The following is a 15,953-nucleotide window of genomic DNA, read 5'->3' on the forward strand; positions in this document are numbered from 1 at the left end:
TTTGATGTCGAATATTTACAATTCTTCTAGTATTAGGGTTTTAAAGGGGTTAGATGCAGTACGAAAACGCCCTGGCATGTATATTGGTGATACAGATGACGGTACTGGCCTTCATCACATGGTATTTGAGGTTGTAGATAATGCTATTGATGAAGTTCTTGCCGGCTATTGCTCAAGTATTATTGTAACTATTTATCCGGATTATTCTGTATCGGTACAAGATAATGGACGAGGTATTCCTACTGGATTGCATGAGGAAGAAGGTATTTCTGCCGCTGAAGTAATTATGACCATGCTTCATGCTGGTGGGAAATTTGATGATAATTCTTATAAAGTTTCTGGTGGTTTGCATGGTGTAGGTGTTTCTGTAGTCAATGCTTTATCTAAAAAATTAGAGCTAACAATTTGGCGTGAAGGTAAGGTGTATTATCAGGTTTATTTCAATGGTGCCCCGCAAGCCCCATTAGATATTATAGGAGACTCAGAATTAACAGGCACTTGTGTCCGTTTTTGGCCAAGTCATGACACATTTACTAATATATTGAATATTGAATACCAAATTTTAGAAAGACGGTTACAAGAATTGTCATTTCTTAATTCTGGAGTGGTAATTAAATTAGAAGACCTTCGTGATGGGAAAAAGAATCATTATCATTACACAGGAGGTATTCAAGCATTTGTTCAACATCTTAATCAGAATAAAACCCCAATTCATCCTAATATATTTTATTTTTCTACTAAGAAAAATAATATTGGTATAGAAATAGCTTTGCAGTGGAATAGTGGTTTTCAGGAAAATATTTATTGTTTTACTAATAACATCCCACAGCGTGAAGGAGGGACGCATCTGTCTGGATTTCGTACAGCTATGACTCGCACTATTAATTTATATATGGAAAAAGAAGGATACACAAAGAAAGCTAAAGTTAATACTACAGGAGATGATGCTCGAGAAGGTCTCATTGCAGTGGTATCCATTCAAGCACCAGACCCAAAATTTTCATCACAAACAAAAGATAAACTCGTTTCTTCTGAAGTAAAAGTCGTAGTTGAGCAACAAATGCATGAACTATTCTCTTCTTATCTTCTGGAGCATCCATCTGATGCTAAAATCATAGTTGGCAAAATTATTGATGCGGCACGAGCACGTGAAGCAGCTCGTCGAGTACGTGAAATAACTCGTCGTAAGGGTATGTTAGATTTAGGTAGTTTGCCTGGTAAATTAGCGGATTGCCAAGAAAGGAATCCGGCCTTATCTGAACTCTATTTAGTAGAGGGGGATTCAGCTGGAGGTTCCGCTAAGCAAGGACGTAATCGTAAGACTCAAGCTATTCTCCCATTAAAGGGCAAGATTCTTAATGTAGAAAAAGCGCGTTTCCATAAGATGTTAGCTTCTCAAGAAGTTGCAACTTTAATTACTGCTTTAGGGTGTGGAATTGGCAGGGATGAATATAACCCAGATAAGTTACGATATCATAATATTATCATTATGACTGATGCTGATATAGATGGAGCGCACATTCGCACACTTTTATTGACTTTTTTTTATCGACACATGCCAGAAATTATTGAGCGTGGACACCTTTATATAGCACAACCCCCTCTTTATAAGGTTAAGAGAGGTAAAATTGAGAAATATATTAAGGATGATGAGGAGATGGAGTCGTATCAAATGACCACAGCTCTTGATTCTGCTACTCTTTATATTGGAAGAAGAGGTGAGTTATTAAGTGGGAAAAAATTAGAAAATTTAGTACTTGCTTTCTATCAGACACGGAGAGTGATAGAAAAATTGGAATATGTTTATCCTTCCTCAATCCTCCATGCACTTATTTACCACCCTACCTTGCATAATTTAACAGAAAAAGAAGTGGTGAAGAATTGGTTGTATCTTTTAGTGGAATATCTGAATTTTCATGATCAAGATGGAAGTAAATATCAAGGTATCATATTTGAAGATCATAAATTAAATATTTTTATACCTATTGTGCGTGGATGGATACATGGTATTAATATAGATTATTTTTTAGATCAGAAATTTATTTGTAGTGATGAGTATCATAGGATATGTTTTTTTGGCGAACAGGTTCGTGATTTACTAAACAAGGATGCATACATCCAACGAGGTGAGCGTTATCAGTCTGTTTCTAGTTTTGAGCAGGCTGTAAATTGGTTGGAAGCAGAATCACGTCGTGGTCTTATGGTGCAAAGATATAAGGGTTTAGGAGAAATGAATCCAGAGCAATTATGGGAAACAACAATGAACCCAGAGAGTCGTAGAATGTTATTAATCACTATTAATGATGTGGTTGCAACTGATCAGATCTTCACCACTTTAATGGGTGATATAGTAGAGCCACGCCGTGCGTTTATTGAGGAAAATGCTTTGAAGGTATCGAATCTTGATATTTAAGCCGAATAACTGATATAGGGTTTTGGTTGACTTAGATAGCTTATTAAGTCGTTGTCTTGAATAGTTAGACGGAAGTATTAAGCATAAAACATATCAGAGAAGGATCTAATTATTATAGATTGTATAAAAGGTGGAGATCGGTGGTGATGTTGTTATTTTGTACCTGGTATCACCAATACTGGTTATGCTTACATTGTCAGCATGCAGAAATATTATAGTATTTTGAGGATAGTATGGCGATTAGGTTAATTGCAATTGATGTAGATGGTACCCTTTTAAACCCAAAGCGTGAGATAACATTACGAGTCCAAGAGATTATACGTAGAGTGAATCGGAGAGGAGTGGCTATAATTTTAGCTACTGGACGTCCGTTTATTGGCATACAGCGTTATCTAAAAGAGTTAGAATTAAACAGAGATGGCCAGTACTGTATTACTAATAACGGCGCGTTAGTACAGAACGCAGTGAATGGAGAGTCTCTATTAGAAGTCTTGTTAACTTTTAATGATTATCTTTACTGTGAACGTTTATCTCGTGTCTTGGGTGTTCACTTTCAGGCATTCAGCAAAACAGAGATGTTTACATCTAATAAGGATATTAGTAAATATACTATTCGTGAAGCTTGGATGACTGGTATACCTCTTCGGTATTGTGATGTTAGTAATATGGATTCTAATTTAATGTTTCCTAAGTTAATGATGATTGATTCGTCAGAATGTTTAGATTCTGCAGTTGCTAGCTTACCTGCAGAAGTATTTAAACGATTTAATATAATGAAAAGTGCACCTTGTTATCTTGAGATTCTGAACAAACAAGTAAATAAAGGACTTAGCTTGTCTTTTTTAGCCAAAAAGATGGGTTTGACTAGGAACGAAGTAATGGCCATTGGCGATCAAGAAAACGATCTTGCCATGTTAGAATATGCAGGAACCAGTGTTGCAATGGGAAATGGCATTGATGTAGTCAAAGAGACAGCAAAATTTGTAACTAATAGTAATCAAGAAGATGGTGTTGCTAGAGCCATTGAAAAGTTTTTAGCGACTTAGAGATGCACAAGTATTTAATATTGCTATTTGATTATGTAGTTGTGTTTGTTAATTTCTATCTTCTTTCTTCAGAAAGAAATTGATAATTTTTAATATTTTTCTGATAACAAGTTCTTAATGATGTGCAAGAGAACTGATATTCAAGTACTTTTCTATTGTATTATGGAGTTATTAAATCGAAGTAATTTATCAGAGGCAACGTTGTGGTTGGTTTTGAAATGAGTATTTTAAAAGAAATTATTGATTTTAATTAAGTTTGATATTTTGGTAGAGATAAGTCCAGTGATCTTCGTGAATAAAAGAAATGAGTTTGATTATTATAGGTGTATGCATACTATAAAGAGCTACAAGAAAATAGTTGATGTTTGTGGAATGTACAATTAAAAAAAATAAGATAGGTATAATATGTATGATAATACTACAGTTAAATGTTAAATGTGATTTTATCTAGATTTTTCAGATAAAGGAGGTTGATTGGTATTATATATCATCCATTTTCTTATAATTTTTTAGCTTAATTAATAGTTAAATGAGCGATGAGGAGTAATTGTCTTTAGGTAATATTTTAAGTGGATTGACTCTCGAATATATTTTGATTAAAATATGTTTTACATAGAAATTGATATACTATTATTTTTATTTTTTTAAAGGATGGAATATCCATTCCATATTATTTTAGGCGGAAATTAGAATGAAGCGTACTTTTCAACCATCTATTTTAAAAAGAAATCGTACACATGGTTTCCGTGTTCGCATGGCAAATAAAAATGGTCGTGATATTTTATCTCGTCGACGGGCTAAAGGGCGATCACGTCTTACTATTGTTCATTCTGTGCGCTAACTATTTTATGAGTCAATTTGGATTGTCAAGAGAGTTAAGGTTGTTAACTACTAGGCATTTTAAGTTTGTTTTTGAATATCCAAAGAGGGTAAGTACTAGATATATCACTATTCTTAGTCGCTTTAATAAGCGAAATCACCCAAGAATTGGGTTAACTGTTTCTAAAAAGAATATAAAGTATGCCCATGAGCGTAACCGCGTGAAGAGATTGATTAGAGATAGTTTTCGTAAGAATCAATACCAATTAGCCGAAATGGATTTTATAGTTATAGCTAAAATTGGTGTCAGCAAGGTTGACAATAATGAGTTAACTGGGATCTTGGAGAGATTATGGCATCATCATTATCGTTTGCATCAAAAATACTGATTTTATTAATACGATTGTATCAGTCTATAATTAGTCCATGTATCGGACCACATTGTCGATTCGATCCAACCTGCTCACAATATACTATTGTAGTTTTACGAAGGTTTGGAGTGATCAAAGGGAGTTGGTTAGCAACAAAGCGGATACTAAAATGTCATCCTTATAATATTGATCACAATGATTCAATACCTCCACAAAAGCATTGATACTAGAGAATATTAATAATGTATTTTCAGCGTAATCTTTTTTTTATCGCTTTTTTATTTATATTATTTATGATTTGGCAAATATGGGAAAGAAACCATCCCTCTAAGGGATGGGAACCTAGTCCGTTATCTAGCGTTAATCAAAAAGTAGATTCTCACTCAGATGAGAATATCTTTGGCATCGGGTTGGATCCGGTGATTACTGTTCAAACTGATGTTCTATCATTAAAAATTAATACACGTGGAGGGGATATTAATCAGGCGGCATTACTATCTTATCCGGATAAATTAGGATCATCATCTCCTTTTTTGCTTTTAGAATCTAGACCAGATTTCATATATCAGGCACAAAGCGGATTAATTGGTCGTAATGGACCAGATAGCTTAAGTAATGGATCTAGGCCTCTCTATATTAGTACAGGTCATTCTTTTAAGATAGGTGATGATCAGGATGAGATTCGAGTGCCATTGACCTTTACAGCAGATAATAATGTGACATACACTAAAACATTCATTTTGCATCGTGGTGATTATGCAATAAGAGTTGAGTATTATATAAGTAATCCGACCGAACATTCTTTAGAGTTATCCATGTTTGGACAAATAAAACAAAGTATAGACTTACCAAAAGATCGTGATAATACAAGCAAAAATTTTGCTTTACAGACCTTTCGAGGTGCAGCTTATTCTAGTTTGCAATCAAAGTATGAGAAATATTCATTTGACAAGATTAAAGATAATAAAAATCTTAATATAACTACTATTAATGGTTGGGTCTCCATGCTTCAACAGTATTTTGCTGTCACTTGGATTCCGCAGACTATCGGAAATAATATTTTATATACTAGTAACCTAGGTAATGGCATCGCAGCTATTGGTTATAAATCTAGACCTGTAACTATTCATCCAGGTGGAACCAGGACTTTGGTTTCGACTTTATGGGTTGGTCCAGAAATTCAGGAAAGCATGGCAAAGACTGCTTCATATTTGGATCTTACGGTTGACTATGGTTGGTTATGGTTTATTTCACAACCACTTTTTAAACTTTTAAAGTTTATAAATAGCTTTATTCATAATTGGGGTTTTTCAATTGTCGCTATTACTTTTATTGTACGTGCTATTACGTACCCTTTGACTAAAGCTCAGTATACTTCTATGGCAAAAATGCGTATTTTGCAACCAAAAATTCAGGAAATGCGAGAACGTTGTGGTAATGATAAACAGCGTTTAAGTCAAGAAATGATCGAGCTCTATAAAATAGAGCGAGTCAATCCGTTAGGTGGATGTTTGCCATTATTTATTCAGATGCCTATTTTTTTAGGTCTTTATTATATGTTGATGGCTTCGGTTGAGCTTCGTCATGCGTCATTTTATTTATGGATTAAGGATTTATCTGCACAAGATCCTTATTATATACTTCCGATTTTGATGGGCATGACTATGTTTTGTATTCAGAAAATGTCACCGACTACTGTCACAGATCAGATGCAGAAAAACATTATTACTTTTATGCCGGCTATATTTACGCTCTTTTTTTTATATTTTCCTTCTGGTTTAGTTTTATACTATATTGTCAGTAATTTGGTTACAATGTTACAACAACACATTATTTATCGTGAGTTAGAAAAGCGTGGGTTACATAGTCGCGATAAAAACAAAACATAAGTATTCATTTAATACTAAAATATATAGATTCAGATTTCAATCAAGGTACAAAATAAAAGAGCAGTTATTATGACACAGAAAATACAGATAATTTTTTATTATATAGTATAGTTATATTCATGGTTGATTTATAATAGAGATATACTCGATATGTTTAGGTAGTATTTTCTCCAAGAGAAACTTGGTAAGAATTCTATAATATGTAGTAGAGAATACATAATTCTTTTGTATGCAGAGAAATTTAAAAATGAGGTATTTGTTGAGTTATTTTTTGTTATATAAAAACGGAGAGGGTTTGAATGACTAAAGAAATACAAACTTTCGCTATTTCTCCTTTGGGTAATTTGGATGCATATATTAGATCAACTAATTCTTGGCCAATGTTAACAGCAGAAGAGGAAAAAGTGTTAGCTGAACGATTGCATTATAATGGTGACTTAGTTTCAGCTAAAACTTTGATTTTATCTCATCTTCGTTTTGTTGTTCATATAGCATGCAATTATGCTGGCTATGGTCTTCCGAAAGCAGATTTAATTCAGGAAGGCAATATTGGTCTAATGAAAGCTGTGCGTCGTTTTAATCCAGGAGTGGGAGTGCGATTAGTTTCTTTTGCAGTTCACTGGATTAAAGCAGAAATTCATGAATACGTATTACGCAATTGGCGTATTGTTAAGGTTGCTACTACCAAATCTCAACGTAAGTTGTTTTTTAACTTGCGTAAGACTAAAAAACGATTGGGTTGGTTTAATCAGGATGAAGTGGAAATGGTTGCAAGAGAATTAGGCGTGAGCAGTAAAGATGTTCGTGAAATGGAATCCCGAATGGCTGCACAAGACTTAACTTTTGATCCACGACCAGATGATGAAATAGAAGCTGGATTAGTGGCTCCTATTGGTTATTTACAGGATAGGTCCTCTGATTTTGCTAATGGTATCGAGGAAGACAACTGGGGTGATTATGCTGCTGATAAACTTGGTTTAGCGATAAAGGGATTAGACAATCGGAGTCAGCATATCATTTGTTCTCGATGGTTAGATGATAATAGTAAAACTACTCTACAGGACTTAGCTAATCAGTATGGTGTTTCTGCTGAACGGGTTCGTCAGATTGAAAAGAATGCTATGAAAAAACTTAGAGGAGCTATTGAGGCGTAATATATACTTCAATATTGATCATGAAGATAAACAGTTATTATCATTTATAATAATGAATGAACAGGAACACATTTATATAGATTATTAAGATAATGATTCACATTATTTTTAAAATAAGACAAAGAGTGAGAATGCAATCAGTATTGTATGATATGGAATAAATAGTATTATATTTTCATTCCTATCTATAAAGAGGTACAAACTTTAATTTCTTGATCGTCATAGTGAGCTTACTATTATGAATAAAATAGTTGTTTAGTAAGAATGATATTGGATCATCTTATATAGACGAAAAATCTAATATTAAATCAGTAGAAGTATTCATTTTTCTATAGTTATGTTAATACGGTATGATATCATAAAGTGATTTTTTATCTTTACAGAATAATAGCGAGAAATTTTAACATTTATTTATTGGTACTATAGAGATAGTAGAAAAGAAAAATTTTTTATTTTGTATGGTAGTAATTGAATATAAATAGATGCAAATTAGATATTTAGAAGTAAATATAATACATTCTTTCTATAAAAATAGAAAGATAACATTTTTTGATTGAATATATATACGAGTGTCACTAATTTCAATGTTAATAGAAATGTTATTTCATATAATAACACTTGATTATATGCTATAGTTTTTGTATTGATTCTCGATTAATGTTTTTATTATCTATTATAGATAATCTATTAACGATAATATAATAATCGTTTTATATAATATGAGTTCTGTCTATAGTTTATTGATCTATCCAGGTATTGAGATAGCAGGTTTTTATATTTGTACTATTAACTGTACTTATTATTTTATTAACAAGAGAAAAGATATTTACATGGTTGTCTGATTGAAAGTTTCAGAGTGTGGATCTTTTTCAGATAGATGAATAAAATAAAAAGTTAATCATTATTTAATAGATCTAAATTTTTGGGATTTTTATTGTTAAATATTTTTCATCAACATTAATTAAGTTAATGCATGTTTTATTATTAATACTTAAATATAAATTAACTTAAATTGTTCATAATGGTCTTGTATGGTTCATAAAATTCAACCTGTATCTTTTATTACTATATCATCTGATATGGAGGGCCAACGCGTAGATAATTTTTTATTTACTCAGTTAAAAGTTATGCCTAAAAGTATGATTTACCGGATTCTACGCAAAGGATTAGTGCGAGTAAATAAAAAACGTATTAGACCAAAATATAAATTAATTAATGGAGATACTATACGAGTTCCTCGAGTTTGGTCAAAAGAAGTGGGAAAAGGAGTTTCTTCAACTAAGGTAGGCTCCGCACAGACGTTTTTAGTAGAAAATTCTATTATTTATGAAGATGAATATATTGTAATACTTAACAAACCAGCAGGTATAGCTGTCCATGGTGGGAGTGGTTTAAGATTTGGTGTTATTGAAGTTTTACGTGCATCTAGGCCAGATGAGTATTTTCTTGAGCTAGTTCATCGTCTTGATCGATATACATCAGGCCTATTGTTAGTAGCAAAAAAACGTTCATCACTACGTGATTTACATGAGCAGCTTCGTGAAAAGAGGGTAAAAAAATATTATTTAGCATTAGTACAAGGTCAATGGCCTATAGATATTACAGCGGTAAGCGCGCCTCTTTCAAAACATTCTGGAAAAGGGTATCAGAAAGAGGTGCGGGTATGTGAGGAAGGAAAATCATCTCAAACATTATTTCAAGTAAAAGAATATTACTCTAAACAAGCTACCTTAATTCAAGCTCGTCCTCTTACAGGGAGGATGCACCAGATTCGTGTACACGCATTGCACGCGGGGCATCCTATTGCGTTAGATAATCTTTATGGCAATTCTTTTTTTAACGAATATGTCAGCATGTTAGGGTTGAAACGTTTATTTTTACATGCTTCTAGTTTATGTTTTACTCATCCTAATACCAGAAAAATCATGTGTATTAAAGCTCCTATTGATCAGAAATTAGAAAATGTTTTAATTACACTTCGTATGAATATTTGAGTATAGATTGTATCAATGTTTGATATAAATTTTAACTACATAAGAAAATAGTCGCGATATGATGTTATCATATGAGATAAAGATAACTTTCTATTAAAAAGCAAATAGCAATGTATAATATTTTCTTAAAAATTATACTCTCATGTTAGGCGATTTTTTGATAAAATATATGAGCAGCATTGAGCGAGAATTTTTAAATCCGAAAATACGTTTAATTTCTTATATAAATGTAATAGCTTCTATGTTTATAGAGAGAGGATAAGTTATATGTTATTTATATTTCATCTAAGTTGATAAACTTAGATGAAATTATTTATATTTAATGAAATCAAAGTGATTAATGAACGTTTTAACATTATTTTTATGTTTTAGTTTTTTTTAATACAAAAATATAAGACTCATGGTATGGGTACATTTTTATTTTTATTTAAATAATAATGGCATTAAGCGTTGTATTAAGATTCATTTTTTTTTATTTAATTTTTCATTAATTAAAAAGATATTTCTTAATATCTATATTATTTATAGTAGATTGATATGTTATAGAATGACATAATAAAATTATTTTTCTTGAAATTAATATTTAATAAATTTTGGTAATTAATTCATTTTTAATGGAAAGAAGTGAAACGTTATTGACTTGCAATATTGTTAATAAACATAATTAGATTAGAAAATAATACGTCGTAAATAGAAGTGTCTGGATTTAAATTGAAGTATATATACATAAGGAAACAGATCGATTTTTTTTTGAAAGGAAAGGGTTTTATATTTTTTGCTAACTATTTATTATGGTATATCTCTGATAGTAATGATATATGTAACATAAAATATTTATATTAATATAAGCATTATGATAAATGGAAATAACTTACTAAGAGTGAGGAATAAAGTTTTTATTTATTTATCACGAAAGATGAATAAGTTAGTATATAGTATTGTTGATTGTTTAAATATTGATATATTGTTAAGAATAAAGATAGTAAAATATTGAATAAGTATAAAGTTGTAGACAGATATGTATTATATTCACTAGATCTATTAGTTATCATTTTAACTAGATCAAACATATAAATTGGTAGATAGTAATAAATTACTGATAAGATCTGTGTACTTAAACTTAAAAGTCAACGACATACTCTCATGTTTTTAGGCAAAATAAAGTATATTCTAAATGATATCCTAGACTTTTCGAGTGAATTTATTTTTGTTCTATGATATGGAACTATACAGACTTACTATAGTAAATAAAGAAGTTGATTGAGATTATTACGAGTCTGTCTGTAAAGTGAGATACTTATACTTCAATATAGACAACCCTGAGCACTTGTAAGTGAGAAGTATTTCTTTGCATGACCAACTAGTTTTATTGTCTATTTGTATTCTATAAGAAGTCATTAGTATGATCACTATAATGTTTAAATAATTTACTTATAATTATCACTATAGTTATTTGTATTTATTCTTTCTTCTAGTAATGAAAACTAAGTTTCGTGATGTGGAAGATGATATGTAGAATTAAATAATAGGATTATGTTCTGAAGCAGGGTACTTGGTTGGTATTTATTTTATAACAAATAATTAAGATGCTTATTAACGACTATTTTCTGACGTGACTAATAAATTCAGAAATGTATATGGGTAATTATTGATAGAAGATCTATGATGTAGAAAAATAACAAAAGTTTGTCTAGATATGTTATTTTGATTTTTATGTCTTTTATCTTTTCTATATTGTAAGGACATTATATATTTGTGTAAATGACCTTTATAAATAAAGATAAGAATTACAATTGCTGAATAAGTATTGATTTGTTTAGTTTTTTAACTGAATTTTTCATATTGTAAGAGAATTTATTCATTTACTATCTTTATATTGAAGATTCAATTATTGTCTTGCACATCCTAATATATATTGATTTATGTTAATCACTCATTTACATTGAATTCAGTTATACTGATCCATTTATGTTGATAAGGGGTTATTCTATCTTAATTTTCTTTAAACAAGAGTGGTTATAGTAATGAGAAAAAAGGATAAGATGGATCTTGAGGAAGAATCTATATTATTTCGTAGAGTAATGTACGATACGCGTCGATTTGTACAGGACACCATAGTACATAGATCTTCACGCAATAAAGTGTATCAAAGAAAAGATAAAAAGAATCAGCCAGTAAAAAGAGAGTCCAGTTATTATTTTTCTGATGAATTTCATCCCCTCATTTCTACTGAGGGTGCATTGCGTTATATACGTAATGATGTAAATCGTTATGAGTTGAAAAAATTATGTCGTGGAGATTATATACCAGATATAGTTTTGGATCTACATGGATTAACACAAGTTGAGGCAAAAAAGGAACTTAGCGCTTTAATTACAACATGTAACCGGGAGAATTTTTATTGCACACATATAATACATGGTCATGGTAAAAATATTCTTAAGAAAAAGACTCCTCTTTGGTTGGCGCAACATCCGTTAGTGATGGCATTTCATCAAGCACCTAAGCAGTTTGGTGGTAGCGCTGCTTTATTGGTATTAATTGAAGTGATCGACTGGTATCGATAGATTATCTTAGACTATTTGTATAGTGATGAAAATTTATACTAGTATGAATATTTTTAAAGTTATAGATTACTTCTTTTCTTATAATTTTCTTACTAAGATAAGATAATTTTGATTTTCTTCAAGTAATGCTATGTTATTTCAATGTTTGTATGTACTGAAAGAGCAGTTATTCTGATTAGTTCAAACTATTGTTTATGAACCAAGGGGTTAATTTATTTTTAAAATACTTTATAGTAGAGTTATGTTAATTTTATTTATAATATTTATTTAATATATTTTAAATTATAATTAATTTTGGTAATTTGATATTTTATTAATTACTTTATATGGATTGGTTTAATTTTTTATTTATTTTCTATAGTATATAATATAGAAATATATTTTTTAGTGAGTGGATCCAAACTGGTGGCATAGATTTTTATCTATTGCAGTAATAATTTATTTGTTTTATTTATTTTAAATAAGTTTTTAGCAATGATTATAGAAACTGCCTAGTAGGATATATAAAATATTTTTAGTCGATGTTTGATTGTCAATATACTAATCTTAGTATTTTTTAGATAGAAGTTTTTTGCATTATATATTGTTAGGTTTTTTTAGGCAAACCCTGAATAAGCTGGAAAATTATTATATTTGTATAGATTATATTACCTATTTCCCATGAATGATAATTACGCTGTTTTTATGGCTACATTATATGTAGATATTTTTATATTTTTCATAGTTAGGTGAAGGTAAGTTAATGATATAATTTTGTCTCTTTGTAGTTTTTTTATAATATAGAAAAGTATATAATATGATTTATGTGGAATCAATATTCTGAGTTATTAAAATCTTTTATAGTTAGTTAACTAAAAAAACCATTTTTTATTATTAATGATATTGATTTTTTTAGGTAATCATAGAATACATTCTATGTAAATATATCTTATTTAGTACATAGTTTTTAAATACTTATTTCAGTATTTAAAATATTTAATTTTTAATATTAAAAATGATTTTATGTACATAAAATCATTTTGATAAGAACAATAATCTATGTTTACATATTAGTAAAATCGTATATCATCAATATTATTATATGTTTTATGAGTATCAGTCATATTATTTTAGTTTGAATAAATAAAAGTGAGTGCTATTAGAGATCAGTTGCATTAGACGATAAATTTTGTATTTATTTTTACTTACAAGTATTAAGAGTATAATATCTAGTTTTTTTATATTTTATTTTAAATAAAATTGATTAGATATTATATAATTAGTTTTAGTTTGAACAAAAATAGACGTAATAAGAGATCATCAAATTAATTTTGAATGTCATAGAAACTATATCAGAGAATATAGTTAGCTATGATTATTTTATATAATAGTTTGATGGATTGTCTATATTAACTATAATAAATTATTAATAATAATAACTAGATAAGCAGAGTATTACTATGAATATAGCTATTTAATAGTTTTTAATTATTTTGGATATTAAGATATAGATATTCCAGGAATAGTAGATTTTGTATTTATTAAACAGAATTGATGATTTTATTTTTTTTTAACATAAATTTCATGTTCTTAGTTAAAAAATTTTATCTATATTTTAATTGTAATAGGTCAGACCTAGCATCGCTGATAAGTGCAAATTCTTTTATCTAAATTTAGCTAGTGATTATTTTTCATAGAATTAAATAGTTTATGTAAATTAAAATACATGATGGTTTGAATGTTTTAGTAAGGTTTTTATTTTCTCTATATCTGTATGTAATCAAAGATGGGTTGTTAGTTGGGATTGGTTGTTTTGTTTAGAAATCAATATTTTTATCAAATATGATACATTAAGGTTTAGATATGGGGATCATTATTTTTATATAGATAACTCTTTCTTCGGTCATCTCAAATAATGAATGATTGAGATTAGGTTCTTGGTTAAAAAAGTTTATAGGTGGTATACATGCATATTGTTTAATTTTTGTTAGTATTTAGATTTAAAATAAAGCCATTGAAATCTAATTTCAATAATAAAATTAATATTGATTTATGGAATTCTACATTGTGTAGCAATTTTCTATTAATATCGTTTAATGTATTAGTAGAAAAAATAAGAGTTTATACAATCTTTTTTATGTTTAGATATTGCCATATTAGGACTATAAGGGTAAATATTTTTAGTTATTCAAAATAAAAATTATAGCATGTTTACAACAAAACCGTTCTAAAAAATAAAAGTCACTGATATTAAAAAGATAAGATATCTATTAAATTAGTTTTCTAGATCAGTTTTAGAGGTATTAATCTATTATTTTGTATGTGAGCATCGTTGCGATACCAGCTGTCCATCTTATTTCGTAAGATATGAATTCCTATATTGTTTTTTGCAGAAAAAAGTTCAACCTGTATAATGTCTCTAAAATTTTTAATTTCTTGACGTACTGCGATCAGTTGCGCATGACTCGCTGTAGTACTTAATTTATCTGATTTAGTAAGTAGAATAAGTGTTTGTAGTCTATTTTCTTGAACCCATGATATAATTTTTTTATCAAGGTCTTTTAAAGGATAACGTATGTCCATAAGGATTAATAGTCCTTGTAAACAGTTTCGAAATCTTAGGTACTGGGTTAGAGTATTATTCCATTTTATTTTCATTTTTTTTGGAATTTTTGCATAACCATAACCAGGTAGATCGACCAGCTTATATCCTTCAGTAATTTGAAATAGATTGATTAATTGTGTGCAACCAGGTTTTTTACTTGTTCGTGCAAGTTTTTTTTGATTTGTTAATGCATTAAGTGCGCTAGATTTTCCAGAATTTGAGTAACCGATAAAAGCGATTTCTATACCTACATCATCTGGTAAATGATGAATAGTAGGTGCGCTGGTTAGAAAAGAGGTGAGGTTATAATCATAGTAAGACACAATTTGTTTCCAGATTCATAAAATTATAGATTGTTATATCTAACAATAAATTTTTGTAAAATGCATAATAAGTTAGATCGTTTGATTGTATGATGAATCTACAGTTTTAATTTATCATTTTTGAGTTAATTAAAGATGTTGTATGAAATTTATTGTTTATAATTGAAGTTTTGGTGTTGTTTGTCACAGAGCTGGGTGAATCAGACAGGCAGTAATAAAATAGCTCTGTGGTATTCTACAGTTTTTAATTATTGGTTACACAAGTTAGTAACTAATCTAATATATGTAATAATTGAAAATGTATTATCAAGAGATAAAGAAATTTTCTTTGATTGGTGATCTAAAGATTATTAATTAATGTGTTGGAAATTAAGTATAGTATATTCCTTATAGGATATCTCTTTTTTAGAATGTCTTGATTTTTTCAAATCTTTCTTTATTGTACTAAATTTAATATTACATTAATTTTAGTATCATTTCATGAATTAATAGGATATCTATAGATAGATATTTCTTTTTTTAAGCGTACTGGGATACGTATCTAATTATATATATAATTATAAATGTTATCTAGCATTCTGATGTTAGTTTTTTTAATTATCTCTCATTTAATTACTTTCAGAAGACTATTCACATATATGAATTTTTTATTATTATAATAAGATTTATCACTGAATCAAGTTATTGGTTTTTTTAAAACGATAGCATCTATATTAGTATAAGGTGTTATAACTAGTAATTAAGTAATTACTATTTGAGATCTGTTATATAGAATTAAGAGAACAACAGAATT

At 29.2% G+C, this 15,953-nt stretch carries 10 protein-coding genes; 9 read left to right on the top strand and 1 reads right to left on the bottom strand.

From position 1 onward, the window contains the following. Positions 1–4: 4 nt before the first annotated feature. The 9 genes from gyrB (at position 5) to smrB (ending at position 12,253) form a co-directional block, all read left to right on the top strand. Positions 5–2,413, top strand: a complete 2,409-nt coding sequence (gene gyrB / locus HACICURV3402_RS00410) for a DNA topoisomerase (ATP-hydrolyzing) subunit B (protein WP_157992409.1) — start codon at positions 5–7, stop codon at positions 2,411–2,413. Between the two features lie 233 nt (positions 2,414–2,646). Further along, positions 2,647–3,459 (top strand): sugar-phosphatase, encoded by an 813-nt coding sequence (gene yidA, locus HACICURV3402_RS00415; RefSeq protein WP_157992410.1) that lies wholly within the window; start codon positions 2,647–2,649, stop codon positions 3,457–3,459. A 691-nt stretch (positions 3,460–4,150) separates the two neighbouring features. Next, positions 4,151–4,300 carry a 50S ribosomal protein L34 gene (gene rpmH, locus HACICURV3402_RS00420; protein WP_157992411.1) on the top strand — a complete coding sequence of 50 codons (150 nt, stop codon included), beginning with the start codon at positions 4,151–4,153 and terminating at the stop codon, positions 4,298–4,300. Between the two features lie 7 nt (positions 4,301–4,307). Then, entirely contained in the window at positions 4,308–4,667 is a 360-nt protein-coding gene (gene rnpA / locus HACICURV3402_RS00425; protein WP_157992412.1) for a ribonuclease P protein component, read from the top strand. After that, the gene (gene yidD / locus HACICURV3402_RS00430; protein ID WP_157992413.1) at positions 4,631–4,873 is read left to right on the top strand and encodes a membrane protein insertion efficiency factor YidD; all 243 of its coding nucleotides are present in this window, start codon (positions 4,631–4,633) and stop codon (positions 4,871–4,873) included. The genes rnpA and yidD overlap by 37 nt, the downstream gene beginning before the upstream one ends. Before the next feature lie 18 nt (positions 4,874–4,891). Then, entirely contained in the window at positions 4,892–6,538 is a 1,647-nt protein-coding gene (gene yidC / locus HACICURV3402_RS00435) for a membrane protein insertase YidC (RefSeq protein ID WP_157992414.1), read from the top strand. A gap of 299 nt (positions 6,539–6,837) precedes the next feature. Then, positions 6,838–7,692: an RNA polymerase sigma factor RpoH gene (gene rpoH, locus HACICURV3402_RS00440; protein WP_157992415.1), complete on the top strand. Its 855-nt coding sequence runs from the start codon at positions 6,838–6,840 to the stop codon at positions 7,690–7,692. Between the two features lie 1,031 nt (positions 7,693–8,723). Continuing rightward, positions 8,724–9,686, top strand: a complete 963-nt coding sequence (rluC, locus tag HACICURV3402_RS00445; protein WP_157992416.1) for a 23S rRNA pseudouridine(955/2504/2580) synthase RluC — start codon at positions 8,724–8,726, stop codon at positions 9,684–9,686. A gap of 2,024 nt (positions 9,687–11,710) precedes the next feature. Then, positions 11,711–12,253: an endonuclease SmrB gene (gene smrB / locus HACICURV3402_RS00450; RefSeq protein ID WP_157992417.1), complete on the top strand. Its 543-nt coding sequence runs from the start codon at positions 11,711–11,713 to the stop codon at positions 12,251–12,253. Positions 12,254–14,515: 2,262 nt separating this feature from the next. On the opposite strand, the gene yihA is transcribed toward smrB, so the two are convergent. Further along, positions 14,516–15,160, bottom strand: coding sequence for a ribosome biogenesis GTP-binding protein YihA/YsxC (gene yihA, locus HACICURV3402_RS00455; RefSeq protein WP_157992418.1), 645 nt, complete (start codon positions 15,158–15,160; stop codon positions 14,516–14,518). Positions 15,161–15,953: the final 793 nt, after the last annotated feature.

Source organism: Candidatus Erwinia haradaeae (assembly GCF_900698925.1).
Classification (GTDB): Bacteria; Pseudomonadota; Gammaproteobacteria; order Enterobacterales; family Enterobacteriaceae; genus Erwinia_E; species Erwinia_E haradaeae_I.

Excerpts from the sequence above, each read along its gene's own strand:
- gyrB (WP_157992409.1), top strand. The coding sequence starts at position 5 with ATGTCGAATATTTACAATTCTTCTAGTATTAGGGTTTTAAAGGGGTTA.
- yidA (WP_157992410.1), top strand. The coding sequence starts at position 2,647 with ATGGCGATTAGGTTAATTGCAATTGATGTAGATGGTACCCTTTTAAAC.
- rpmH (WP_157992411.1), top strand. The coding sequence starts at position 4,151 with ATGAAGCGTACTTTTCAACCATCTATTTTAAAAAGAAATCGTACACAT.
- rnpA (WP_157992412.1), top strand. The coding sequence starts at position 4,308 with ATGAGTCAATTTGGATTGTCAAGAGAGTTAAGGTTGTTAACTACTAGG.
- yidD (WP_157992413.1), top strand. The coding sequence starts at position 4,631 with ATGGCATCATCATTATCGTTTGCATCAAAAATACTGATTTTATTAATA.
- yidC (WP_157992414.1), top strand. The coding sequence starts at position 4,892 with ATGTATTTTCAGCGTAATCTTTTTTTTATCGCTTTTTTATTTATATTA.
- rpoH (WP_157992415.1), top strand. The coding sequence starts at position 6,838 with ATGACTAAAGAAATACAAACTTTCGCTATTTCTCCTTTGGGTAATTTG.
- rluC (WP_157992416.1), top strand. The coding sequence starts at position 8,724 with ATGGTTCATAAAATTCAACCTGTATCTTTTATTACTATATCATCTGAT.
- smrB (WP_157992417.1), top strand. The coding sequence starts at position 11,711 with ATGAGAAAAAAGGATAAGATGGATCTTGAGGAAGAATCTATATTATTT.